The 24039-nt window shown below is 72.0% G+C and carries 16 protein-coding genes; 4 read left to right on the top strand and 12 right to left on the bottom strand.

Annotated elements, in window-relative coordinates; genetic code table 11:
* Positions 1 to 104 precede the first annotated feature (104 nt).
* Positions 105 to 506, bottom strand: a complete 402-nt coding sequence (locus ACFY30_RS19475) for a universal stress protein (RefSeq protein ID WP_390846396.1) — start codon at positions 504 to 506, stop codon at positions 105 to 107.
* 419 nt (positions 507 to 925) lie between these two features.
* On the opposite strand from ACFY30_RS19475, the gene ACFY30_RS19470 reads away from it, so the two are divergent.
* Together ACFY30_RS19470 and ACFY30_RS19465 are read left to right on the top strand one after the other, a co-directional pair.
* Positions 926 to 1591 carry a 1,4-alpha-glucan branching protein gene (locus ACFY30_RS19470; RefSeq protein WP_390846395.1) on the top strand — a complete coding sequence of 222 codons (666 nt, stop codon included), beginning with the start codon at positions 926 to 928 and terminating at the stop codon, positions 1589 to 1591.
* A 448-nt stretch (positions 1592 to 2039) separates the two neighbouring features.
* Positions 2040 to 4235 carry an ATP-binding protein gene (locus ACFY30_RS19465; protein ID WP_390846394.1) on the top strand — a complete coding sequence of 732 codons (2196 nt, stop codon included), beginning with the start codon at positions 2040 to 2042 and terminating at the stop codon, positions 4233 to 4235.
* 82 nt (positions 4236 to 4317) lie between these two features.
* On the opposite strand, the gene ACFY30_RS19460 is transcribed toward ACFY30_RS19465, so the two are convergent.
* From ACFY30_RS19460 to ACFY30_RS19425, 8 genes are all read right to left on the bottom strand, one after another.
* A complete protein-coding gene (locus ACFY30_RS19460) occupies positions 4318 to 5922 on the bottom strand; it encodes an FAD-dependent monooxygenase (protein ID WP_390846393.1) in 1605 nt (534 codons plus the stop codon).
* Positions 5895 to 6461: a hypothetical protein gene (locus ACFY30_RS19455; protein ID WP_390846392.1), complete on the bottom strand. Its 567-nt coding sequence runs from the start codon at positions 6459 to 6461 to the stop codon at positions 5895 to 5897. The genes ACFY30_RS19460 and ACFY30_RS19455 overlap by 28 nt, the downstream gene beginning before the upstream one ends.
* A 495-nt stretch (positions 6462 to 6956) precedes the next feature.
* On the bottom strand, positions 6957 to 9350 hold the full coding sequence (locus ACFY30_RS19450) for a SpoIIE family protein phosphatase (protein ID WP_390846509.1): 2394 nt from the start codon (positions 9348 to 9350) through the stop codon (positions 6957 to 6959).
* 373 nt (positions 9351 to 9723) lie between these two features.
* A complete protein-coding gene (locus tag ACFY30_RS19445) occupies positions 9724 to 13995 on the bottom strand; it encodes a HAMP domain-containing protein (protein WP_390846391.1) in 4272 nt (1423 codons plus the stop codon).
* Positions 13996 to 14460: 465 nt separating this feature from the next.
* Positions 14461 to 14871, bottom strand: a complete 411-nt coding sequence (locus ACFY30_RS19440; protein ID WP_390846390.1) for a nuclear transport factor 2 family protein — start codon at positions 14869 to 14871, stop codon at positions 14461 to 14463.
* A gap of 1 nt (position 14872) precedes the next feature.
* A complete protein-coding gene (locus tag ACFY30_RS19435) occupies positions 14873 to 15682 on the bottom strand; it encodes an MBL fold metallo-hydrolase (RefSeq protein ID WP_390846389.1) in 810 nt (269 codons plus the stop codon).
* A 156-nt stretch (positions 15683 to 15838) separates the two neighbouring features.
* On the bottom strand, positions 15839 to 16333 hold the full coding sequence (locus ACFY30_RS19430; RefSeq protein ID WP_390846388.1) for a MarR family winged helix-turn-helix transcriptional regulator: 495 nt from the start codon (positions 16331 to 16333) through the stop codon (positions 15839 to 15841).
* A gap of 157 nt (positions 16334 to 16490) precedes the next feature.
* The gene (locus ACFY30_RS19425) at positions 16491 to 18233 is read right to left on the bottom strand and encodes a cellulase family glycosylhydrolase (RefSeq protein WP_390846387.1); all 1743 of its coding nucleotides are present in this window, start codon (positions 18231 to 18233) and stop codon (positions 16491 to 16493) included.
* Between the two features lie 140 nt (positions 18234 to 18373).
* On the opposite strand from ACFY30_RS19425, the gene ACFY30_RS19420 reads away from it, so the two are divergent.
* Both ACFY30_RS19420 and ACFY30_RS19415 read left to right on the top strand, forming a co-directional pair.
* Positions 18374 to 19465, top strand: a complete 1092-nt coding sequence (locus tag ACFY30_RS19420; protein ID WP_390846386.1) for a LacI family DNA-binding transcriptional regulator — start codon at positions 18374 to 18376, stop codon at positions 19463 to 19465.
* 178 nt (positions 19466 to 19643) lie between these two features.
* Positions 19644 to 21161, top strand: a complete 1518-nt coding sequence (locus tag ACFY30_RS19415; RefSeq protein WP_390846385.1) for a glycoside hydrolase family 43 protein — start codon at positions 19644 to 19646, stop codon at positions 21159 to 21161.
* Positions 21162 to 21224: 63 nt separating this feature from the next.
* Here the strand turns inward: ACFY30_RS19415 and ACFY30_RS19410 are convergent, their stop codons facing one another.
* From ACFY30_RS19410 to ACFY30_RS19400, 3 genes are read right to left on the bottom strand one after another with little or no spacing between them, the layout of a single operon-like run.
* Positions 21225 to 22214, bottom strand: coding sequence for a zinc-dependent alcohol dehydrogenase family protein (locus ACFY30_RS19410; protein ID WP_390846384.1), 990 nt, complete (start codon positions 22212 to 22214; stop codon positions 21225 to 21227).
* Positions 22211 to 23023: a carbohydrate ABC transporter permease gene (locus ACFY30_RS19405; protein WP_390846383.1), complete on the bottom strand. Its 813-nt coding sequence runs from the start codon at positions 23021 to 23023 to the stop codon at positions 22211 to 22213. The genes ACFY30_RS19410 and ACFY30_RS19405 overlap by 4 nt, the downstream gene beginning before the upstream one ends.
* A complete protein-coding gene (locus ACFY30_RS19400) occupies positions 23020 to 23979 on the bottom strand; it encodes a carbohydrate ABC transporter permease (protein ID WP_390846382.1) in 960 nt (319 codons plus the stop codon). The genes ACFY30_RS19405 and ACFY30_RS19400 overlap by 4 nt, the downstream gene beginning before the upstream one ends.
* Positions 23980 to 24039 lie beyond the last annotated feature (60 nt).

The raw sequence follows: 24039 nt of genomic DNA, 5'->3' as shown, positions 1-24039 counted from the left end.
CGCCGCGGCGCTACGGTGCGTGACGTCATGCGTGACGTCATACCCCGGCCGCCCTCTCCCCCGTAGGGCGGTTCCGGGGCCGGCCCCTTCCCCGGGTGCGTCCGTCAGGCGGGAGGGCGGGGCGCGGCCAGGGGCGCCCAGGGCACCGGCGAGGCCGCGCGGACGAACGGGCCGCCGCGGATCGCGGCCGCCTGCATCACCGTGCATGCGTCCAGCCCCTCCGGCCCGCTGCGCGAGACCACCAGCAGCGAACAGCCATGGGTGACGGTCACGTCCAGCAGGCCCTTCGCCTCACCCAGGCGCCCGTTGCGCTCGCCGGGGCGGTGGTAGACGGCCGGCTGGTAGGCGATCCCGGCACGGGCCAGGCGCGGCAGCGCCCGCCCCAACACCGCACGGGCCGCCACCCCGTCCGGGCGGGGCGCCTTCCTCGGTGGCGGCGGGGGCATTACTGCGATCAACAGCAGCGGCGCACCGCGGGCGGCGGCGAGCCGGACTGCGACATCCACCACAGCGGTGTCATCGAGGCGGTCGGCCAGGGCTGCGGCGACCGGCGACCGCTGACACCGGGACAAGCCCCTGGAAGGCCAGGTGCCGCCGCCGCGACCAAGGGCAACCCCGGCGGACGGCCGAAGGCCGTCGACGACGACATGCCGCTGTTCGCCCGCGCCCTCAAGGACAAAGGTGTATCCGTCCCCGAGATCGCCAATAGGCTGACCATCAAGACCGGGAAGTACGCCGGACAGCACCCCTCCGTCGCCTCTGTCTACCGCGCGCTCACCGACACCGAGGAGACCGGCCAAGGTCACGAACGGCACCACGGACGACGTGCTGCGCGCGCTCGCCGAGCAGAGCGAGGAACAGACGGACGACGTCGTGGCGGCGCTGCGAAGATCACATCCGCGCAAGGGAAAAGAGGATCCTCCGCATGGCTGTCATCCACCACACCTCCCTCAAGCCCACCAAGCTGGACCTGCTCACCACGTGGCTGCCCTCCCGGCCCTGGTACGCCGGCGGCGCGGGTGAACCGGAACTGGCCAAGGCCGGCGGCTTCCGGCTGGACGACCCGCAGGGCGAGGTCGGGATCGAGTTCATGGTGGTCACCGACACCTCCGGCACCCGCCCGGCCTCTTACCTGGTGCCGCTCACCTATCGCGGTGCGCCGCTCGACGGGGCGGAGCACGCCCTCGTCGGCACCATGGAGCACGGGGTGCTGGGACGGCGATGGGCCTACGACGGCTGCCACGACCCGGTGCTGGTCGCCCAGTTGCTGGCCCTGATCGAGGGCCGGGTGGCGGCCCAGGACCAGAACACCAGCGGCGCCCCCGACCGGGAGGTCACCCGCTCCTGCACCGGCGGCGGCCTCACCCCCGCGGACTTCACCACCCCCGCCACCGACGACCGGGAGGGCACCGACCTGCCCGGACCGCGGGGCACGACCCTCCGTCTGCACCGCGTCCTGCGCCCTGCCCCGGACGGCGCGCCGCCCCTGCCGCCGCACGTGACGGGCCACGTGGCCGGCGCCTGGCAGACGCCGGACGGCACCCGTGTGCGGGGGCTGTTCGCCGCCCTGCGCACCGGCCCGCACGCCTGAGCCGTTCCCGTGGATCAGGTCACCGGCCCGGGACGATCCGTCGGCCGGGCCGGGGGCGCGGGTCGGCTCGGCCGGTCGCCACGTGAGGGCGGCTCTCGACGCCGGCGATCGGACCGGGGCGGGATCGGCTCCTTCACCGAGGACGCGGCGCGGACACGGGTCCTGGCCGCCCCTGACCGGGCGACGGAGTGCCGGCCCGAGCCGCGCGAGGAGGGCCGGACGAGATCGCCGTCGGCCCGACCCGGAACGCCGGGCCGACGGCGCGAGGGCACGAGCCGCCCGGGCGCGGTCGTCTCCGGCCGCCTGCACCGCGGGGAAGTCCCGTCCTGGACCCCGCCCACCGGATCCGCCGAGGGACGTCCGAAGACGCACGGCCAGGCCTTCTCAGGGTCCGTGTGCCCGATATTGCCATGCCGTCCCCGGGGCGGTCTTGGCTACCATGCGCGGTGTGAACTCAGGGGGAGCACGGCGGCTTTGGGCATTGGCGGGCGCGGCCGGAGCGTTCGCCGCGGTCGCCGCCGGATGGCAGGTGCTGGGCGATGTCGGGCTGATGCAGTACGCGTTCGCCGGGGTGACCGCGCTGTTCGGCGGAGCGCTCGCGTGGTTCCAGGCCGACGGCGCCGACAGACGAGCCGCGCCGCGGCATCCGGTGCCGCGGGAACTGCCCCGTGACATATCCGACTTCACCGGCCGCTCCGACGAACTCGCCGAGATCGGCCGGTTGGTGCGCGGACGGGGCCGGCCCTCCGGGCCGCTCGTCGCCATCACCGGCAAGGGAGGTCTGGGCAAGACGACCCTCGCGGTGCGGGCGGCCCAGCGGCTCGCGGCCGACTTCCCCGACGGGCAGCTGTTCGTCAACCTACGCGGCTACGATCCTCTGCCCGCCGAACCGCCCGAAGTACTCGGAAACTTCCTGCGGGCGCTGGGCACGGACCCGCGCGCCATCCCTGACGCGCCGCACGACCGCGAGCAGTTGCTGCGTACCCTGACGGCCGGACGCCGCCTGCTCATCGTCCTCGACAACGCCAACGGGCCCCGGCAGGTGCGGCCCCTCCTGCCCGGCGGCCCGGACACCGCGGTGATCGTCACCAGCCGTGTCCCGCTGAGCAGCATCGAGGGAGCCCACACGATCGTGCTCGACCTGCTGGAGACCGACGAGGCGGTCGAGCTGCTCAGCCGGGTCGCGGGACCAGCGCGAGTGGCGGACGACCCCGAGGCCGCACGGCGCCTTGTCACGCTGTGCGGGCACATGCCGCTCGCCGTCCGCATCGCCGGGGCGCGTCTGGCCGAGCGGCCGGACCTGCGCGTGACCGATCTCGCCGGCCGCCTCGCCGACGAGCGCGACCGGCTCGACCATCTCGAGATCGGAGATCTTGATGTCCGCTCCACTTTCATGATCAGTTACCGGGGTCTGTCCGACGCTCAGCAGCGGGCGTTCCGACTGCTCGGGCTCTTTCCCGGAGCCGACTTCACGTCCTGGCCGCTCGCCGCTCTCATGGGCGTCGGGCTGCGCGAGGCGGAGCGCCACCTCGACGCGCTGGTGTCCGCACAACTGCTCGACGCGACAGGCCCCGACGAGACCGGCGCCGCCCGCTACCGCTTCCACGACCTGCTTCGCGCGCTGGCCCGCGAGCAGCCCGAACCCGAAGCCGCCGCCGCGGCCGGCCGGCTCCTGGGCGCGTACCTCACGCTCGCGGCCGAGGCGGAGGACCGGTTCCAGCCCGGTGAGCTGCGCAAGGCCGGTGCCCACCCGCGCCACGCGGTCGAGGCGGCGCACCGGGACGAGCTGCTGCGCGACCCGGTCGCCTGGTTCATCGCCGAGCGGTACAACGTCGTGGCGTGCGTGCGGTTCGCGTACGAGCGCGAGCTCTGGGACGCGGCATGGGAACTCACCCACATCGCCGCGCCGTTCTTCGAGATGCTGGCCACGTGGGACGACTGGGAGGCGGCGGAGGAACTGGCGCTGGCCGGGTCCCGCCGCTCGCACAACCGCTGGGCCGAGGCGATCACGCTGTTCGACACCGCGGCGCTGTACCGCGACCTGGGCCGGCCCGACGAGGCACTGGCCGCGTACGAGGAGGCGCTGGCCGGGTACGAGGCGTCCGGTGACGAGCACGGCAGGGCCGCCGTCATGCTGGGGCAGGGCATCATCCACCGCAACCGGCGCGCGTGGGACGTCGCCGCGCAGCGGCTGAGCGACGGGGCCGAGCGACTGCGGGCCGCCGGGGACCACCGGCTCGCCGCCCAGGCCCGGCGCAGCCTTGCGGTCGTGCGCTGCGGCCAGGGACGCGTCGGTGAGGCCATCCCTCTGTTCCAGGAGGCGCTGGCGGAGTTCCGGCGCCTGGGGGACCGCAGGGCCGAGGCCTACGCCTGGCGTGGCCTCGCGCAGGCGCAGCTCGACACCGACGATCTGGGCGCCGCGGCACGGTCGTTCGACAAGAGCCTGGAGCTGACACGGCAGCTGCGCGACCGGCGGGGCGAGGCCAGGGCCCTGCAGGGCCTCGGCAGGGTCAGCGCCGCCGACGGCGCGACCGCGGCGGCGCTGCGGCGTTTCGCGCAGGCCAGGGAGATCGCCGACGAATCCCACGACCAGGTGCTAGCGAAGGAACTGGACAGGGACGTCAGAGCCGTGAACGAGGCGTAGCCGCGTCGCGGCACCGGGGGGCCGACGGAGGCCGTGTCACACCGTCGATCCTCCGATGCGGCACGGTGTGCGCACACCGACCTCAGACCTGGGTCTCCGCCGTCGCGCAGATCAGCGACAGCCAGTCGCCCAGCCCGGCGGCGGTGTCGGCGCTCGCGCAGCGGAAGCCGACATGGCCGTCCGGGCGGACGGCCACCACACCGCGGCCCGGGCTGTTCGTCAGGCGCAGGACGGTGACACGGGGGCCGAGCAGCGCGGGCGGTGCCGGCTCGGCGTCGCGCTGCAGCAGCAGGTGCACCCCCGGGCGGGCCAGGAGCGCGTGCAGCCGCTGCGGAGGCCCGCCGGTGCTGACGGTCGCGTCCGGCAGGCGGTCCCCCGGCCGGGGAGCGCCGCGGAGGTGCGGGGTCCCCTCCACCGACAGGGGGCCGCGCTGGTAGGTCACCCGTAGCTGGGAGATGAGACGGATGCCTTCGGCGACCAGTCGCCGTCGCGCCAGGAGGACCGGCACCGCCGGGGCTGCGTGCGCCGCGGCCACCGCCCGCAGCCACGAGGGGATCCGACCGGTCGACGCCTCCGCCCAGAACGCCGTGTGCGTGAGGACCAGCCGTCGGCACGCGACCGGCCTGCGCTCCCGGTCGTAGGAGTCGAGGAGCGCTGCGGCGTCCCACCCGCTCGTGGACCCGGCGGAGCGGCCGGCGGCGAAGGCCAGCTTCCAGCCGAGATTCATCGCGTCCTGGATACCGGCGTTCATGCCCTGGCCGGTGGCCGGAGAGTAGTTGTGCGCCGCGTCTCCGGCGAGGAAGAGCCGCCCCTGGCGGAAGCGCCGGGCCAGGCGGTACTGCAACGGTACCCGCGCAGACCAGGCGAGCCGCTCGATCCGTGCGTCCAGCCCGGCGTCGCTCAGCAGCCGCTGCAGCTCGGCCTGGGGGACGGCGGGTCCGGGCTGGCCGAACTCCGGACCGGACCCGCCGGGAGACGCCCGCGTGGCCAGAAGCCGCCAGGTGGCCTGTTCCCCCAGCGGGAAGAGAAGCAGCAGCCCCCGCCGCCCGGGGAACACCTCGGCGCCGGAGCCCTCCGGGTCGCGGTCGAGTTCGAGGTCGGCCAGGACCACCTCTTCGGGGTAAGGCCGGCCGTCCCACCCGACACCCGCGCAGGTCCGCACGACACTGGCCGGGCCGTCGCAGCCCCCGACGAAGGGACAGCGGATCTCCTGCACGCCCTTCGGGGTGCGCAGTACGGCCCGCGCACTGGGCCCGTCATCACGGACGGTGACCAGCTCCGTACCCCGTTCCACGGGCACCCCCCGGTCGGCGAGCGCCCGTGCCAGCACCGTCTCGACGTCCATCTGCCGCAGGAGCGACAGGTGGGGGAACGCCGTGTCGGGCAGCGCGAGGTCGGCGAGACCGGCTCGGACGGCGCGACGGCCGAGGTGGAGGACGGCACTCGGGGCGGTGTCCGCCTTCGCCAGCAGGGCGTCCGTGACGCCGAGGGGACGCAGGACCTCCAGGGTGCGGGGGTGCAGGATGAGCGCTCGGGAGGGCCGGAACGCCTCGGGGCGCCGTTCGACGATCCTGACCCGTGCCCCGTGGTCATGTGCCTGCAGGGCGAGAGCGAGGCCGGTCGGACCGGCCCCGACCACGAGGACGTCCACCGCTGCCATCAGGCCGTGCCCCGGGTGCGCCACCATGCCGCGGACTCGTCCGGGGCGAGGGTGCCGGCCGGCCCCGCCGCTGCGAGGAAGTCGTCGCGGCGCAGCCCGGGCAGGACGGTGTAGCCGATCGACCCGGGCACGCTGACCAGCGCCAGCACCCGCCACAGGGACCGCGCGTAGTGTTCGGCGCGCTCCGGGCCGTCCCACTCGTACACCCCGCGGTAGCGCGCGCGCTCGTCATGGGCCAGCCACAGCTTCGAGGTGAAGCCGGGGAAACCGACGAACAGCAGGGTGTTCAGCAGGCTCTCCGCACGGAACAGGGCGTGCGCGCGTCCGCGGACCAGGCGCAGCCGGAAGGTGACGACCAGCGTGCAGGGATCCTTCGCCAGGCCGCTGCCGAGGCGGGTCTCCCGGTACACCCGGGCCGACGTGCCGTCGGCGAAGCGGAGGCGCGTCCCCAGCCGTTCACCCGACAGACGGACCCACTGCCGCGCGAGCAGCCCGAAGGTGGACAGGACGCACGCGGCCACGGACCGCCATGCCTCGCCGGGGGCGAGGGGCTTCTGTTCACCCATGCCGGCCTCCTCACGAAGAGCCGCAACGGGCGTACGGCTCCCAGCCGTCCCGCCGTGCCTCCCACAGGGCCGGCCGGCGTCCTTCCCCCACCACCCACTGTGAGGGAAAGCCACGTGTCCCGCGAAATGTGGTGCTGGTGCTGGTGCTGGTGCTGGTGCTGGTGCCGGTGCCGGTGCCGGTGACCTGCCGTACGCCGCCGCTCCGGGCGGTGTCACGCCGGTCGTCGGGCCGACTCCGGGTGCGGGACGGTCACCCCGTCGAGCAGGCGGGCCTCGCGTGCGGCGCCCCTTGCCGTGGCGGCGTCGGTGGCCGCGGACAGTCCAGGGCCCGCAGGATCGAGCGCGCCACGGAGACGACCGCGACAGCGCCCTCCAGAGAGAACGATCGGCGGAGCCCGGTCGTCATCCAGCGCTGCCGCCGTCTCCCGCCGGCGGCTCCTGACTTCGGCCCGCGGGGCGGCCGGTCACCGCGCCGGTGCCGGCGCGGGACGCCACTCACCCCACCCGTATGCCCACGATGCAGGTGTCGTCGTCGGTGTCCGACTTGCTGTAGGTCAGCAGGCGGTCCAGCTGGTGGTCGAGTGTGCTGGGCGCCGTACTGGCGGTGGTCAGCAGATGTGTCAGCGACTCCTCCACGGACCGGTCGCGGCGTTCGATCAGGCCGTCCGTGTACATCAACAGAGTGTCCTCGGGAGCCAGTTGGATCTCGGACTCCTCGTATCCGGCTTCGGGTACCGCCCCGAGCAGCATGCCCTTCAGCAGGGGCAGGGGGGCCGCCTCGGTGTCCCGGACGAGCACCGGCGGCAGATGGCCCGCCCGGGCCCAGCGCAGCGTCCGCCGCTCGGGGTCGTACAGGCCGCACACCGCCGTCGCGGTGACGGCGCCGGTCAGATGGTGCGCCACGATGTTGAGCCACGACAGCAGCTGGCCCGGACCGGCCCCGGTCACCGCCAGGCCGCGCAGCGCGTTGCGCAGGACGACCATGCTGGTGGCGGCCTCGATGCCGTGGCCGGCCACGTCTCCCACGCACAGCAGCACCATGCGGGTCGGCAGGACGACGGCGTCGTACCAGTCGCCGCCCACCAGCTGTTCGGTCTCCGCGGGCCGGTAGCGGACGGCCACCTGGAGGTCGGGCACCTGCAGCGGCGCCTGGGTGGGGGGCATGATGGCGTGCTGCAACTGCAGGGTCAGCCGGTTGCGTTCGGTGGCCTGCTGTTCCGTGTGCGCCAGCTGGTCACGGGTGGCGGCGAGCGCCACCTCGGTCCAGTGCTGGGCCGAGATGTCCTGGCAGGCGCCGCGGAGCAGCAGCAGCCGGCCGCCGGGGTCGAGCACCGGTTCGGCGACGATCCTGATGTGGCGGGTCACCCCGTCCGGCCGCTGCAGCCGGAAGGCCGCGGCCGCGGGCCGCCGATGGTGCAGCAGCGTACGCAGGAAACGACGGATCGAGACGCTGTCGTCCGGGTGCGCATGGGCCGGCAGCTCCTCCAGCGGCACCGGGACGCTCGACCGCGGACGCCCGTAGAGGTCGAACAGCTGCCCGTTCCAGGTGATCTCACCGGTCAGCAGGTTCTCCTCGAACCCGCCGATACGGCCGAGCCGCTGGGCGTGCTGGAGCAGGCTCGCCAGCCGCGCCGTCTCGTCCTCGATACGCCAGATGAGGAGTACGGCGCTGCCGTGCCGGCTGATGCTGATGTCCGCGACCGCCGAGAGGGCGACCTGGTCGACGAGGGCGGTGAGGTTCATCCGGCGGGTCCTGAACGGCTCGCCGGTGGCGTAGACGCGCTCGATGCGCTGGAACAGCTCGCTGTCCCCGGCGGCCATCGGATAGGCCTCGAGGAGCAGCGCGCCGTTGACGACCGCCCGCGGCCGGCCGGCCGGGTCCAGGAAACGGTTGTTCACGTGCTGGATGCGGAAGTCCACCAGGTGTCCGCCACCGTCCAGGTAGGGCACCAGGACCAGCGCGGGATCGTGCAGCCCGTCGGCCAGGTCCATCAGCTCGGCGGCGTCCGGCAGGATGCGCGGTTCCAGGGCCTCGTCCCGCGGCTGCGTACGCGTCTCCAGCGTGTGGGCGCACAGCTCGGCCAGGGCCTCCACCTGACGGACGATCTGCGGCGGCTGCGGCGCCAGGGGAGTGGGCCAGGCGATCTCCAGCACGCCGTGGATGCGTCCTCCGGTGCCGGCGGGCAGGGCCGCCCTGCCGCCGTCCGGATGCTGGTGCAGGCCGATGCTGGGCAGTCCGGTCTGCCCGAGGGTGGTGATCCACTGTCCCTCGCGCTCGGTGAGACCGCGCCGCGCCACCGTCACCACGTCCGGTGGGACGTAACGCCAGCGCGCGGCCTCGGCCGGTGAGAACCCGGCGCTGCCCGCGAGGGACAGCGAACCGTCGGAACCCGCGGCCCAGATGGCCACGGCCACCGCGCCGAGCGGGCGCAGCGCCTGCTCCAGCAGGGCGTCGGCGACGGCCTGGGTGTCGTTCGCGGCCAGCGCCCCGCTCTCGGCCGCACGCAGGCGTACGGCGGCCGACTCGGACTCCGCTTCCTCGGAGACCCTGGTCGCGGCGATGAACGCGTCCGTCACCTCGGACATACGGTCCCGGGCGGCCTGGTTGATGACGTCGACCGCGAGTTCCAGCAGGGTGACCTGGGCCTGCTCGGCCAACTCGGCCAGCTGGCGGGCTGCCTGCGGCGGCCCGCACTGCAGCCGTTCGACCAGGATGCCCTTGGCGAGCTCGATCAGGGCACGGCCCTCGGCCTCCGCCTGGGCGGCCCGCACCTCGCGGCTGAGCCGCTCCACGACGGCCGCCAGCCTGCCGACCGGAGAGGCGGGCGAGGCACCCGGCGGACCCGCGGGCGGCCCGTCCGGAATCACCGACAGCACGTCGGCAGCCATCGCCAGCTCTTCGGCGGTGATCGACGGCCCGTCCGGAAGCTCCGACAGTCCGCCCGGGATCTCCCACGGTTCGTCGGCCGCCGACGGCCCGTCCGGGACGACCGACGGTTCGTCGGCAGTCGCCGACGGCCCGCCCGGGGCCACCGACTGGTCGTCGGCAGTCACCGACGGCCCCTCCGGAGTGACCGACGGGACGGAGGACGGCGCCGGGGCGGCGGACTCGAGCCGCGGCTCGCCCGCCTGACCCGGTTCACGCTGATGCTCGGACATGCTCACGGCGTGGATGCTCCTCGGCTGGAGGGCCCTGGGGTGCGGTACGGAAGGCGCTGCGGGGCGCCCGGCCCGCCGGTGGGCGGGACGGGCACCGGTGCCCTCATGCGGGCAGCCAGCTTCGGACGCAGGCGATGAGGTCGTGCGTGTCGACGGGCTTGGTGACGTAGTCGCTGGCGCCCGAGGCGAGGCTCTTCTCCCGGTCGCCGGGCATCGCCTTCGCGGTGACGGCGATGATGGGCAGCTCGGCGTACTGCGGCATCCTGCGGATCTCTGCCGTCGCCGTGTAGCCGTCCATCTCCGGCATCATCACGTCCATCAGCACGAGCGCGACGTCCGGGTTGTTCACCAGCGTCTCGATGCCCTTGCGCCCGTTCTCGGCGTGCAGGACCCGGAAGCCGTGCAGCTCCAGGATCCCGCTGAGCGCGAAGAGGTTCCGCGCGTCGTCGTCGACGACGAGGACGGTGCGGCCCGCCGGCACCTCCTCCATGAGCGGCGGCGCAAGAGGCTGCGGCTCCTCGGGCCGGACCAGGGACAGCACGTCCCCGGGTTCCTCGGCGGACAGGTGCAGCGCGATGCGCTCGCGCAGTTCGTCGAGACTGGACAGGACCTCCAGCGCCCCGCCCGCCGAGCGGTTCCGCAGCGTCTCCTCCAGCGGTGCGTCCGTGCGGTGGCCGCTGTGCACCAGCACGGGAACACTGGCCAGCGCCGAGTCACCCTCCAGCGCCTGAAGGAAACGGGAGGTCTCGCCGTCCCGCATGCCCCGCTCCAGGACGACGCAGTGGCACGGATCGGCCGCGAGGGCGCCGGCCGCCTCCTGCGCGCCGACGGCGGTGATGATGTCGACCGCGGGCCGCTGCCCGCCGTCGTCGCGGCCGTGCGTCAGATCGGCGACGACGCTCTCCGCGACCAGCGTCAGCAGCCCTCTCGGCCGCTCCTCCACGACGAGCAGCCGCCGCGGGCGCGGCCCGGGCCCGATCCGGGGCACCGGCGCCGGCCGGGACGATCCCTCGGGCAGAGGCTCTTCGGAGGCCCGGTCCAAGGTCCGGCCGTGGTTGATCAGTTCCTCGAAGTCGGGGCGGGCCACGGGCAGGAAGAGGGTGAACGTGCTGCCCTGGCCGGGCGTGCTGTCCACCGTCACGGCACCGCCGAGCAGATGGGCGATCTCCCGGGTGATGGACAGACCGAGACCGGTGCCGCCGTACTTCCGGCTCGTCGTGCCGTCCGCCTGCTGGAAGGCGCCGAAGATCGTCTCCAGGTGCTGCTCCGGGATGCCGATGCCGGTGTCCTTCACCCGGAAGGCCACCACGGCCCCGCCCCGGATCACCCCCTCGGGCACCTCGTCGTCCGCCGCCGGTTCGATGCTCAGCTCCACGCCGCCCTGCTCGGTGAACTTCACGGCGTTCGACAGGAGGTTGCGCAGCACCTGGCGCAGCCGGGAGTCGTCCGTGAGCAGGTCCGCGGGCGCCCCGGGAGCCGTCGTCACCGTGAAGTCCAGGCCGTTCTGCGTCGTCATCGGCCGGAAGGTGGCCTCGACGTACTCGATCAGCTGCCGCAGTGCCACCCGTTCGGGCGTGACGTCCATCTTCCCGGCCTCGACCTTCGACAGGTCGAGGATGTCGTTGATGAGCTGGAGCAGGTCCGAACCGGCGGAGTGGATGATCTGCGCGTACTCCACCTGCTTGGGCGTGAGGTTGCGGGAGGGGTTCTGCGCCAGCAACTGGGCGAGGATGAGCAGGCTGTTGAGCGGGGTGCGCAGCTCGTGGCTCATGTTCGCCAGGAACTCCGACTTGTACTTCGAGGCCAGCGACAGCTGCTGGGCGCGCGTCTCCAGTTCCTGTCGCGCCTGCTCGATCTGGAGGTTCTTCGCCTCGATGTCCCGGTTCTGGGCCACCAGCAGCGAGGCCTTCTCCTCCAGCTCCGCGTTGGACCGCTGGAGTTCCTCCTGCTGCACCTGCAACTCGGCCGAACGGGACTGGAGTTCACCCGTCAGACGCTGCGACTCGACCAGCAGCTCGTCGGTACGGGCGTTGGCCACGATCGTGTTGACGTTGACGCCGATGGTCTCCATCAGCTGCGCCAGGAAGTCCTGGTGGATCTGGGTGAAGGAAGTGACCGAGGCCAGCTCGATGACGCCGAGGACCTGGCCCTCGACCACGATCGGCAGCAGCACCAGCGCGCTGGGCACCACCTGGCCGAGCCCCGAGGAGATGGTCACGTAGCCGGGCGGCAGTTCGTCCACCACGATGGTGCGCCGGCTGCGGGCCGCCTGGCCGACCAGGGTGCGGCCGAAGGCGATGCGCGTGGGCCGGCCGGCCTCGTCGGGGTAGCCGTAGGAGCCGACGAGCCGCAGTTCGGGCCCGCCGTCGCCGTCCTCGGCCAGGTAGAAGGCGCCGTACTGCGCCGACACCAGGGGAACCAGCTCGTCCATGATCAGCTCGGCGACCACGGGCAGGTCGCGGTGGCCCTGCATCAGGCTCGAGATCCTGGCGAGGTTGGTCTTGAGCCAGTCCTGCTCCTGGTTGGCGCGGGTGGTCTCCCGCAGGGACTCCACCATGGAGTTGATGTTGTCCTTGAGCTCGGCGACCTCGCCGGACGCCTCCACGGTGATCGAACGGGTCAGGTCGCCCTCGGCGACCGCGCTCGCGACCTCGGCGATCGCGCGGACCTGCCGGGTCAGGTTGCCCGCCAGCTCGTTCACGTTCTCCGTCAGACGCTTCCAGGTGCCCGAGACGCCCTCCACCTCGGCCTGTCCGCCGAGGCGTCCTTCGGTGCCGACCTCGCGGGCGACGCGGGTGACCTCGTCGGCGAAGGCGGAGAGCTGGTCGACCATCGTGTTGATGGTCGTCTTGAGCTCCAGGATCTCGCCGCGCGCGTCCACGTCGATCTTCTTCGACAGGTCGCCCCTGGCCACCGCGGTCGTCACCAGCGCGATGTTGCGCACCTGGCCGGTGAGGTTGTTGGCCATCGAGTTGACGTTGTCGGTGAGGTCCTTCCACGTGCCGGCGACGTTGGGGACATGGGCCTGTCCGCCGAGCTGTCCCTCGGTGCCGACCTCGCGGGCGACGCGGGTGACCTCGTCGGCGAAGGCGGAGAGCGTGTCGACCATCGTGTTGATGACCTCGGCCAGCGCCGCCACCTCGCCCTTGGCCTCGACCGTGATGCGCTGCGACAGGTCGCCGCGCGCCACGGCGGTGGCGACCTGGGCGATGGAACGGACCTGGCCGGTCAGGTTGGACGCCATCACGTTGACGTTGTCGGTGAGGTCCTTCCAGGTTCCCGACACACCGCGCACCTGGGCCTGTCCGCCGAGGCGTCCTTCGGTGCCGACCTCGCGGGCGACGCGGGTGACCTCGTCGGCGAAGGCGGAGAGCTGGTCGACCATCGTGTTGATGGTGTTCTTCAGTTCGAGGATCTCGCCGCGGGCGTCGACGGTGATCTTCTGGGAGAGGTCGCCCTTGGCCACGGCGGTCGCCACCAGGGCGATGTTGCGCACCTGGCCGGTGAGGTTGCCGGCCATGAAGTTCACCGAGTCGGTGAGGTCGCGCCAGGTTCCCTTGACGCCCTTCACGTCCGCCTGTCCGCCGAGGCGTCCTTCGGTGCCGACCTCGCGGGCGACGCGGGTGACCTCGTCGGCGAAGGCGGAGAGCTGGTCGACCATCGTGTTGATGGTGCTCTTCAGTTCGAGGATCTCGCCGCGGGCGTCGACGGTGATCTTCTGGGAGAGGTCGCCCTGCGCCACCGCCGTGGTCACCTGGGCGATGGAGCGGACCTGGCTCGTGAGGTTGCCCGCCATGTGGTTCACGGAGTCGGTGAGGTCGCGCCAGACACCGGCCACACCCGGCACCTGGGCCTGTCCGCCGAGGCGTCCCTCGCTGCCGACCTCGCGGGCGACGCGGGTGACCTCGTCGGCGAAGGCGGAGAGCTGGTCGACCATCGTGTTGACGGTCTCCTTCAGCTGCAGGATCTCGCCGCGGGCGGGCACGTCGATCTTCTGGGAGAGATCGCCCTTGGCCACCGCCGTGGCCACCTGGGCGATGTCGCGGACCTGGGTGGTGAGGTTGCCCGCCATGGCGTTGACCGAGTCCGTCAGATCGGCCCAGGTGCCCGAGACGCCCGGCACCTCCGCCTGTCCGCCGAGCGTGCCCTCGGTGCCCACCTCACGGGCCACGCGGGTGACCTCGGAGGTGAACACGGACAGCTGGTCCACCATGCCGTTGAAGACCTTGGCGATGTCGCCCATGAGGCCGTCGGCGTCGTCCGGCAGGCGGGTACCGAAGTCCCCGTCCCGTACGGCTGTCAGGCCCGCCAGGAGCCGCCGCAACTCTTGATCGCCCGGCACCGCTTCCACGACACCGGTGCTGTTGCTGGTCATGCGCACCCTCGTTCCGCTCCCCAGGAGTCCTCCCTACCGAGGACTCGGAACCCCCCCGGACCACGTCGGCGGCCCGGTTGCTGTGCTTGCATTTCCGCAGTTCACGGATCTGCGCGATGAAGAAATACGCCGCAGGCTAACCCAGGTCCGGAGCGCGGAACAAAGTGTGGGGCCAAGTCGGGAACCGAGGGAAATCAGACGGGGCGGATCGTGCATGCCCCCGCTGAACAGGGGTACACGAGCAGGTTTTGGTGCGACTCCGGGCGAGGTGGCCGCCGTCCCCGGGAAGGGCGGCACCGGCGACGAAACCGGCTCCCCGGCCGGGTCCGGGGCGGCGGCATGACGGCCGTCGGCCGGCCGGAGACCGGAGAGGAGAACGGAGAGGAGAACGGAGAGGAGAACGGAGAATGACGCCGGTGAAGCCCCGCGTGCGCCCGGGAGTCCGCGACCCTGGCCGCGCCCGCGTCAGTCGCCCGCGGCCCGGCGCACGAGGGCGGTGTCGACGAACTGCTCGAAGCGGACGACGAGCCCGCCGCGTACCACGAAGTGGTGGGCGACGCGGACGCCGAGCGGTTTCCCCGTCGCCTTGTTGACGGCGGTGTAGCGGGCGAGGACCACGACGTTCTCGCCGTCGACGACGTAGGTGTCGTCGTGGGCGGTCCAGTCGTCCCAGTCCTGGCCGAGCCTCTCCATCACGTTCGCCGTGACGCCGTGGGGGGTGCGGTAGGTGCCGGCGAGGGGGAAGCCGGCCATCTCCGTCCACTCGACATCGGGGGCGAGGGTGGCGCGCAGGGCTTCCAGGTCGCCGGCGGCCGAGGCGAGGTACTGACGGCGTACGACGTCGGCGGGGGCGGTGGAGGTGGCGAAGTCGTTCATGTCAGCCCCACTTCATTTCACCCTTGGCGACCTTCGCGCCGATCCGGGCGGCGATCAGCATGCCGTTCTCCGGGTAGCGCCGGACCAGGGCTTCGGTGAGCGCGGCGCCGTCGGCCGCCTTGGCCAGATCCTCCTCGAAGGCGAGCAGGTAGTCGCGGGTGGCGGTGATGGCGGAGGCGTCGGCCGCGGTGTCGGGCAGACGGTGGCCGGGGACGACCAGCTCGGGCCGGAGGGCGGCCATCTGGTCGAGCAGGTCGATCCAGGCGGCGCGGGCGCCGGGGGCGGGGGTGTCGGCGACCCAGACGTGCTCCTGCTGGAAGAGCAGGACGCCGCCGAGGAGGGCGCGGTGCTCGGCCTGCCACAGGTAGTGGCGGTCCGGCAGCGCGGCCGGGCCGCCCCTGAGCTCGAAGCGGTGGCCTTCGAGGACGAGGTCACCGGTGGCCGGGGTCAGGTCGACCAGGCGGGTGGGGAGGTTCGGGCCGAGCGCGGCCCACGCCTTGAGTTTGCCCTCGTAGGAGTGCCGGATGTGTTCGATGACGAGTGGCGTGGCCACGAAGTCGGCGTCCGGGAAGGTGTCGGCGATGACCTCGGCACCGAAGTAGAAGTCCGGGTCGCCGTGGCTCACGAAGACCGTGGTCAGCGTCTTGCCGGAGTCGAGGATCTCAGCGGCCAGCCGGTGGCCGTCGGCTCGGGTGAAGCCGGCGTCGACCAGCAGCGCCTCCCGCTCACCGGTGACGAGCGTGGCGGTCTTGTTCTTGCTGGCGGCCGGGAAGTCGAGGTCGAGGACCTTGAAGGAGAGAGCGGTGCTCATGCGGGACTCCTTGGGGGGCGGGTCGAGACGAAGAAGGGTGCCGAGCTGTCACCTGACAAGACAGTAACTGACTAGTCAGATATTTTCCTGTGTGTGTGAAGCGCACCCCACAGGTGTGGCGGGGGCGATGCGTCAGCGTGCGCGTCGGCGCACGGGTCAGGGCAGCCGGGGGAGGACGTCCCGGGCCGTATGGCTGAGGATGCGAAGATCCTCCGCGAACCGCTCACGGTCCGCCTCCGGGAGCGGGTCCACGAAGAAGCGTCGGATGTTCTCCACATGGATGGCGGACGCGCGGACCGTCGTCTCCTCGCCCAGCGGGGTCAGCCGCACCAGCTTTGCGCGCCGGTCGGCAGGGGACTCCCCGCGCGTCACGAGCCCGGCCGCCTCCATGCGGTCCACCAGCCGGGTGGCCCCGCCGGTGGTGAGCACCTGCTCCTGGGCGATGGCCCGCATCGACAGCCCCGGCTCGCCCGCCCGCCCGAGGATCAGCAGCACCTCGAACGTCAGATGGCTGATGCCGCACTCCTCCTCGAGCGCCCGTCCGAGGATGTACTCCAGCCGGTTGGCCGCCCCTTGGAGCCGCCCGAACGCCAGGATGAGTCCGTGGTCGGCGGCCTCCTTCGCCGTCCTGATACCTGCCTGCTCGCTCAAGTCCGCGCCGTTCCCTTCGCCGTCCCGGTCACCACCGTACCGATCACACGTGGCCGGTGGGGGACGGCGGGACACCGTCCGCGGCGGCGTGGGCCCTGCCGAACCCGCGGGTGGCGGAGCCCGGCAGGTGGCCCGGTCGCGATCGCAGAGGGCGAGGTCAGGCCGCTGTGCCGGTGACGGTGCCGCCCGTCTTGGTGACGTGGTAGGTCACCGAGGCGCCGCTCCAGAAGTGGAAGGTGAGCGTCACCCGGGCGTCGTCCTTCAACGAGGTGAAGAACTCGGCGGTCAGCTTGATCGAGTCGCCGGTGTACGCCGAGAAGGCCGTGTCCCACTGCTGGTACGGAGTCCAGCTCGCCGGGCCCGCGTTGCTCCCGTCGTCGTACCTGGCCTCCATGGTCGCGAGCAGGTCCCCGCGGAACTCGGTGGGGATGGTCAGGCCGCTGGTGCTCCCCGAGCCGCTCGACAGGACCGGGGTGTCGTAGGTGATCACGTCGATCCGCCACGGGACGCCGCGCGAGAATCGGGCTTCCAGGGTTGCGTCGACCCCGTAGGCCCGGTCGCCCGCCAACTCGGTGAGCGTGGCGGCCGTCAGCGTGAGCCGGTCGCCGGAGACCGTGTAGTCCCTGTCCTTCACCAGGGTGCGCGAACCGTGGCGCAGGCTCTGGAAGTCGGTGCCGTGGAAATTCAGTGTGAGCGTCTGGCCGGTGACGGGACGGGACTTGGGCAGGAACACCATGTCGCTGGAGGCCGTACCCGACCGTGTGGTCCAGCTCGACCTGATCTGGGCGAACAGTTCGGGGTCCCGCCACTGCAGGGTGTCGCGGTTCAGGAACTGCCCGGCGTCCCACAGCATCGTGGTGAGCCTGCGGCGGCGGGCGTAGTCGCCGAGGAACTCGAAGTACTTGCGCACCTCGCCCCGCTCGATGATGCCGGGACGGGTGTGGTCGTGGGCGAGCAGGGCGTACTCGCCGACGACGACCGGGATGCCCCGGTCGACGAAGGCGTGGTACACGCGGTCGAACGTGCCGGTGAGATCCTGCTCGGAGGTGGCGTCGAACCGGGTGTAGCCGGCGATGTTCACACTGAACGGCCACCAGCCGTAGAAGTGGACCGTGGTGGCGACCATGGGATCGCGCAGGGAGCTCAGTTCGGTGGCCAGCGCGTCCAGCCGGCCCTGGTCGGCGTTCGTGTACAGGGTGGGCAGCACCAGCAGGCGCGTGGCGTTCGCGCCGCCGGACTCCCGCACGATCCGGTGGAACACGCGGTTGAGCTCGGCCAGCAGCCGGTAGTTCTCCTCGTCGCCCGAAGTGCCGCTGAACGTGGGCTCGTTGATGCTCTCGAAGACCAGCCTCGACGGCTCGTCACGGAACTCCGCCGCGATCTGGGTCCAGGTGGCGCTGTACCGGGCGAACACGGCATCGTGGTCCGTGGGCAGGTCGTCGACCCACATCCACGAGTCGTGGTGCATGTTGAGCAGCACGTACAGGTCCTCGTCCAGGGCCCAGTCCACGACCTGCCGCACCTTCGCCATCCAGACCGGGTCGATCGTGTGACCGGGCGCGGCGCCCTCGTGGACGCCCCAGGTGACGGGCAGGCGGATGCTCTTGAAGCCCTGCGATCTGACCTTCTTCAGCAGTGCCCTGGTCACCGGCGGGTTGCCCCAGGACGTCTCGTCGGGGATGGCGTCGTAGGTGTTGCCGAGGTTCCAGCCGGGCTGCATGGCCGCGACCGTGCCGCGGGCGGCGGGGGAGCTCGGCGGCGGGACGGGCGGATCGTCGGCCCGCGCGGTGGCGGGGAGCAACGGGAGCAGGACGACCGCCAGGAGCAGCGCCGTCAGTCTGCGCGGGGCGCGCGGCGAACGGCGTCGTCGCGGGAGGAACCGTACGAGTCTCCTCGTCATCACGTGCACCTTCCGGATGGGGGGCGGGCGGCGCAGGCCGTGAACGGCCTCTTGGTGAAGGAAACTTTCGCTGTACGCGGCGGAGAAATTAACATGAAGCCGTGTCAGAGGCCACAGGCGTGTCGGCAAGAGGTGCCAGAATGGCCGGGCGCACGGGCGGTTCGACGATCGGGATGGCGACCTTGGCGGAACACGCGGCGGACGGGCCGGCGGACCGGGACGGCGGGCAGGGCGACACGTCCCGGCCGGTCACCATCGCTTTCATCGCCGAGTCGGCGGGCGTCTCCGTCCCCACCGTGTCCAAGGTGATCAACGGTAGGTCGGGGGTCTCCGCGGACACCCGCGCACGGGTCGAGGCGCTGGTCGAGGAGTACGGCTACCGCAAGCCCACGGGGGCCAACCGGAGCAACGTCGTGGAACTCGTCTTCCGCGAGCTCGAGCACATGTGGGCGGTCGAGATCATCCGGGGCGTCGAGCGGGTGGCCCGGCGGCACCGGGTCGGCCTCATGGTCTCCGAGTTCGGGCTGCACGACTCCGCGGAGCCCACCTGGGACGACACCGTCTCCCGGCGTCCGCGCTGCGTCCTGTCCGTGGCCCAGCTCTCCGAGGCGGAGCGCGCGCAACTCAAGGCCAAGGGAATCCCGTTCGTCGTCTTCGACCCGGCCACGGAACTGCCCGACGACGTCCCGTTCGTGGGTGCCACCAACTGGTCGGGCGGCCGGGCCGCGACCCGGCACCTCACCGCACTCGGGCACCGCCGCATCGCCATGATCGGCGGACCCGAGGACCAGCTGTACTGCTGCGCCCGGCTGGACGGATACCGCTCCGCGATGCATGCCGCCGGCCTGCCGGCCGACCCGGAACTCGTCGTGCACGCCCCCCTCACGCGCGAGGACGGCTGCGAGGCGGCGCGTTCCCTGCTCGCCCTGCCCGACCGCCCGACCGCGATCTTCACCGCGAACGACCTGCAGGCGCTGGGCGTCTACCAGGCGGCGCGCGAGGCCGGCCTGCGGATCCCGGACGAGCTGAGCGTCGTCGGTTTCGACGATCTGCCGGTCGTGGCCTGGGTGGACCCGCCCCTGACCACCGTCCACCAGCCCCTGACCGAGATGGCCGCGGCCGCGACCGAGCTGGCGCTCACGCTCGGGCGCGGTGAGCAGGCACCTCAGACGGGGCTGGAGATCGCGACGACCCTCACCGTCCGCAGCAGTACGGCCCCGCCACGGAGCTGAGCGCGCGGAAACCATCCGTACCGCGCCACGGAAACTTTCGCTTCCCGCCGGGGGCTGGAAAGCGCGCGCCCCGGCAGGGACCATGAACGCCGTCGCCCCTTCACCCCCTCGGCTGCAGCCCTCGAGGGCAGTACGAGCCACCCGGCACCGCACCCTCGGCACCCAGTGAAAGGACCCGATGAGGTTGTCGAGCACGCCCGAGAACACCGCCACCGTCACCAACCCGGTGATCCCGGGCTTCCACCCCGACCCGTCCGTCTGCCGGGTGGGGGAGGACTACTACCTGGCCTGCTCCAGCTTCGAGTACTTCCCCGGGGTGCCCGTCTTCCACAGCCGGGACCTGGTGCACTGGACCCAGATCGGCAACGCCCTCGACCGGCCGGGGCAGTTGCGTCTGCCCCTCGATTCCCCGTCCTCGGGCGGGATCTACGCCCCCACCCTGCGCCACCACGACGGCCGCTTCTGGCTGGTCGTCACGAACGTGAGCGGTGACGGCAATCTGCTCTTCACGGCCACCGACCCGGCCGGCCCCTGGTCCGATCCCGTCCGGCTGCCCGGCGTCCACGGCATCGACCCGGACCTCGCCTGGGACGACGACGGCAACTGCTGGTGCACCACCGCCGGAGTCGGGCAGGTCCGCATCGATCCCCACACGGGGGAGACGTTCGGCCCGACGCGCAGGCTCTGGTCCGGCAGCCCCGGAGCCAAGGCCCCCGAGGCTCCGCACCTCTACCGGATCGGCGACTACTGGTATCTGCTCATCGCCGAAGGCGGTACCGAACGCTGCCACGGCGTCTCCATCGCCCGCGGCCCTACGCCCACGGGCCCGTTCGAGCCGTGCCCGGCCAACCCGATCCTGACCCACCGGGGCACCGACCACCCCATCCAGAACACCGGCCACGCCGACCTGGTCCAGGCGCCCGACGACTCCTGGTGGATGGTGCTGCTCGGGGTGCGGCCCGGCGGGGGAACCCCCGGATGGCACGTGCTCGGCCGGGAGACGTTCCTGGTGCCGGTCTCCTGGACCGACGGCTGGCCGGTGGTCGGCGAGCTGTCGCCCTCCCTGCCCGCACCCTCCTGGCCGCTGCGGCCGGCGCCCGCCCTGCCGGACCGGGACGACTTCGACCTGAGCGAACTCGCCCCCCACTGGGTCTCGTTGCGCCACCGGCCGCCGGAGGCGTGCACCACCAAGGAGAAGGCCGGTTGGCTCACGCTGCACGCCCGCGGCGGATCGCTGGACGACACCGACGTGACGTTCACCGGACGGCGGCAACAGCACACGTCATGCCGGGTACGAGCCCTGGTCGACGCGGCGGACGGCCGCGGCGGCCTGGCCGTCCGCCTCGACGAGCGGCACCACTGCGCCATCGAGGTCTCGGCCGGTGAGGCACGAGTGAGCGCCCGTATCGGCCCGCTGAACACCGTGGTCGCCTCCCGGCCGGTGCCCACCGGACCTGTGGTGCTCCGCATCGAGGTGGCCGCCGTGCACACCGTGCACGACGCCCGCACCGGTCCGGACACCGTCACCCTCGGCATCGAGGAGCCGGACGGCACCTTCGGCGAGCTTGCCTCACTGGACGGGAAGTACCTCTCCACCGAGGTCGCCGGCGGCTTCACCGGCCGGGTGATCGGCATGTTCGCCGGTGCAGGCGCCGTCCACTTCGACTGGTTCGCGTACGAGCCGGTCGATCGCTGACACGGCCGGCACAGCGCCTGAACCCGGCGGCACGGTCGACACGTCCGCCGGGTTCGGGGCGGGTCAGGGCAGTACGACGATCTTGCGTCCCTGACCCGCCGCGAACTGGTCCAGTGCCTGCGGGTACTCCGTCAGCGGCAGCCGGTGGCTGATGAAGACCTGGGGATCCAGCACCCCGGTGGCGAACAGTTCCGCCGCCCGCTCGTAGCTGTGCAGCACCGCCATGGAACCGGTGATGGTGATCTCCTGGTTGTAGATGCGGTACGGCGAGATGGTGGCCGTCGTCGCGTAGTCGGAGACCCCGAACTGCAGAAACGTCCCCGCCTTGGCGACCCGGTCCAGGCCGTCCTGGATCGCGGCGGCGTTGCCGGTCGCGTCGACCACCACGTCCCAGCCGGCCGGCCGCCCCAACTCGTCGGCGGACAGCGCCGCCCGGGAACAGCCCAGCTTCTCGGCCGTCGCCAGCCGCTCCGGGTTGACGTCGACGACGTCCACCGAGGCGGCACCGGTGCGCTTGGCCAGCTCCAGCATCATCAGGCCCATCGTCCCGCTGCCGTAGATCAGCACATGGGAGCCCATCCTGCTGCTGAGCACGTCGTAGCCGCGAACGGCGCAGGACAGCGGCTCGATCAGCGCCGCGTCCTGGACGTCCACGTGCTCCGGCAGCCGTACACAGTTGGCGACGGGCGCCACGGCGTACTCGGCGGCGCCACCGGCCACCGTCACGCCGATCGCCTGCCACCGGTCGCAGAGATTGTTGCGTCCGGCCCGGCAGTAGCGGCACTCGTTGCAGTAGAGCGAGGGATCCACGGCGACCCGGTCGCCGATCGCGAGTTCGGTGACCTCGCTGCCCAGGCCCACGACCTCCCCGGCGAACTCGTGCCCCGGCACCACCGGCAGGGTCGGCGCGAACTCGCCCTGCAGGATGTGCAGATCGGTCCCGCACAGCCCGCAGGCCGCCACATCGACCACGACCTGGCGCGGCCCGGGAGTCGGGTCGGGCACGGTGGTGACGGTGACCTTGCCGGGGGCTTCGATGACGGCGGCTTTCACTTGACTGCTCCTAGGGACAGGCCGCGCACCAGTTTGTCCTGGGCGGCGAAACCGGCGATGAGGACGGGCAGGGAGACCAGCGTGGCGGCAGCGCACAGACGGGCGAGGAAGAGGCCCTCGTTGGTGATGAAGCCGACGAGGAAGACCGGCGCGGTGGAGGCCTGGGTCGCGGTGAGGTTGACCGCGAACATGAACTCGTTCCAGCTGAAGATGAAGCAGATCAGCGAGGTGGCGGCGAGTCCCGGCATGGCGACCGGGGCGACGACCCGCCACAGCACGGTGAGCAGGCCGGCGCCGTCGACCTCGGCCGCCTCGAGGATCTCCCTGGGGACCTCGGCGAGGAACGAGCGCATCATCCACACCGCGATCGGCAGGTTCATGGCCGTGTAGAGGACGACCAGCGTCCACACGTTGTCCAGCATCCCGGCGTCCTTGACGATCAGGTATACCGGCAGCAGGGCCGCGATGGCGGGCAGGAACTTGGTGGACAGGAAGAAGAACATCACGTCGGTCCACTTCTGGACCGGCTTGATGGACAGCGCGTAGGCCGCCGGCACGGCCAGGGCGAGCACGAGCAGCGTCGAAAAGACGCTTGCCATCGCCGAGTTGAGCAGGAAGGGGGTGATGTCCCGGCTGAACAGCAGTTCGTACTGGTCGAAGGTGAGGGGTGCGAAGGGGGTCGGCGGGTTGGTCGCCGCGTCCGCCTCCTGGTGGAAGGAGGTGAGCACCATCCACGCCACCGGCGCGAAGAACGCCAGCGTGGCCAGCCAGGCGACGAACGTCCACAGGGGGGTGAGGCGGGCGGTCATCGGTACACCTCCTCGCGGAACAGCGACGCGATGGTGCGCAGCGCGAAGGTCGCGATCACGATCGAGCCGAGGACGACGACGACACCGGCGGCGGCCGCCTCGCCGTACTCGTACTTGCGGAACATGGTCAGGTAGATCTCGTAGGGCAGGTTGGTCGTCTGCGAGCCGGGGCCGCCCTGGGTGATGGTGTAGACCGCGTCGAAGGTCTGCACGACGTAGATCGTGCCGAGCAGGATGCCCAGCTCGATGTACTGGCGCAGGTGCGGCAGCGTGATGTGGCGGAAGGTCTGCAGCGCGGAGGCACCGTCGACCTTCGCCGCCTCCAGGACGTCACCGGGCTGCGCCTGCAGACCCGCCAGGAGGATCAGCATCATGAACGGGGTCCACTGCCAGACCAGGGAGACCACGACGGCGGGCATCGGATACGACGAGATCCAGTCGACCGTGGGGCCGCTGTCCGCCCCGAAGAGGCGGTAGACGGCGTTGAGGCTGCCGTGGAGCAGGCCGTAGTCGGGGTTGTAGAGGGCGTGCTTCCACAGCAGGGCCGCCGCGACGGGCATGACCAGGAACGGCGCGATGAGCAGGGTGCGCGCCAGGCCGCGGCCGGCGAACCGGCGGTCCAGCAGCATCGCCAGACCGAGTCCGAGAACCACGCTGATGAGCACCACGGACGCGGTGAGCACGACGGTGTTGAGGACCGCGGTGCGCAGCCGCTCGTCGGTGAAGACGAACGCGAAGTTGGACAGGCCCACGAAGTGCCGGTCGCCCGGCTTGAGGATGTTCCACTCGAAGGTGGAGATCACGAGCGTGGCCACGAAGGGCAACTGCGTCACGACGATGGTGAAGACCAGCGCCGGGAGCAGCGGGATGCGGCGCCGCCAGCTGCCGGAGCCGGCGGACGGGCGCCGGGGGGCGGGCGGTGACGCGGTCTTGGGGGGAACAGTGAGAGTGGTCATGGAGGGTTCCTCTGCCGGTGACGGCGGGGGGAAGCGATGCCCGGCCGGCGCCGAGGCCGG

It is taken from the genome of Streptomyces sp. NPDC000345, from assembly GCF_042898825.1.
Lineage (GTDB): Bacteria > Actinomycetota > Actinomycetes > Streptomycetales > Streptomycetaceae > Streptomyces.
Note: the sequence above shows the minus strand (reverse complement) of the source record. Positions and strands in the feature narration are given on the sequence as shown.

What these genes read in the sequence shown, in the direction of transcription:
- ACFY30_RS19470 (WP_390846395.1), top strand. Translation starts at nt 926, where the DNA reads ATGGCTGTCATCCACCACACCTCCCTCAAGCCCACCAAGCTGGACCTG.
- ACFY30_RS19460 (WP_390846393.1), bottom strand. Translation starts at nt 5,922, where the DNA reads ATGGTGGCGCACCCGGGGCACGGCCTGATGGCAGCGGTGGACGTCCTC.
- ACFY30_RS19455 (WP_390846392.1), bottom strand. Translation starts at nt 6,461, where the DNA reads ATGGGTGAACAGAAGCCCCTCGCCCCCGGCGAGGCATGGCGGTCCGTG.
- ACFY30_RS19450 (WP_390846509.1), bottom strand. Translation starts at nt 9,350, where the DNA reads ATGGCTGCCGACGTGCTGTCGGTGATTCCGGACGGGCCGCCCGCGGGT.
- ACFY30_RS19445 (WP_390846391.1), bottom strand. Translation starts at nt 13,995, where the DNA reads ATGACCAGCAACAGCACCGGTGTCGTGGAAGCGGTGCCGGGCGATCAA.
- ACFY30_RS19440 (WP_390846390.1), bottom strand. Translation starts at nt 14,871, where the DNA reads ATGAACGACTTCGCCACCTCCACCGCCCCCGCCGACGTCGTACGCCGT.
- ACFY30_RS19435 (WP_390846389.1), bottom strand. Translation starts at nt 15,682, where the DNA reads ATGAGCACCGCTCTCTCCTTCAAGGTCCTCGACCTCGACTTCCCGGCC.
- ACFY30_RS19425 (WP_390846387.1), bottom strand. Translation starts at nt 18,233, where the DNA reads ATGACGAGGAGACTCGTACGGTTCCTCCCGCGACGACGCCGTTCGCCG.
- ACFY30_RS19420 (WP_390846386.1), top strand. Translation starts at nt 18,374, where the DNA reads ATGGCCGGGCGCACGGGCGGTTCGACGATCGGGATGGCGACCTTGGCG.
- ACFY30_RS19415 (WP_390846385.1), top strand. Translation starts at nt 19,644, where the DNA reads ATGAGGTTGTCGAGCACGCCCGAGAACACCGCCACCGTCACCAACCCG.
- ACFY30_RS19405 (WP_390846383.1), bottom strand. Translation starts at nt 23,023, where the DNA reads ATGACCGCCCGCCTCACCCCCCTGTGGACGTTCGTCGCCTGGCTGGCC.
- ACFY30_RS19400 (WP_390846382.1), bottom strand. Translation starts at nt 23,979, where the DNA reads ATGACCACTCTCACTGTTCCCCCCAAGACCGCGTCACCGCCCGCCCCC.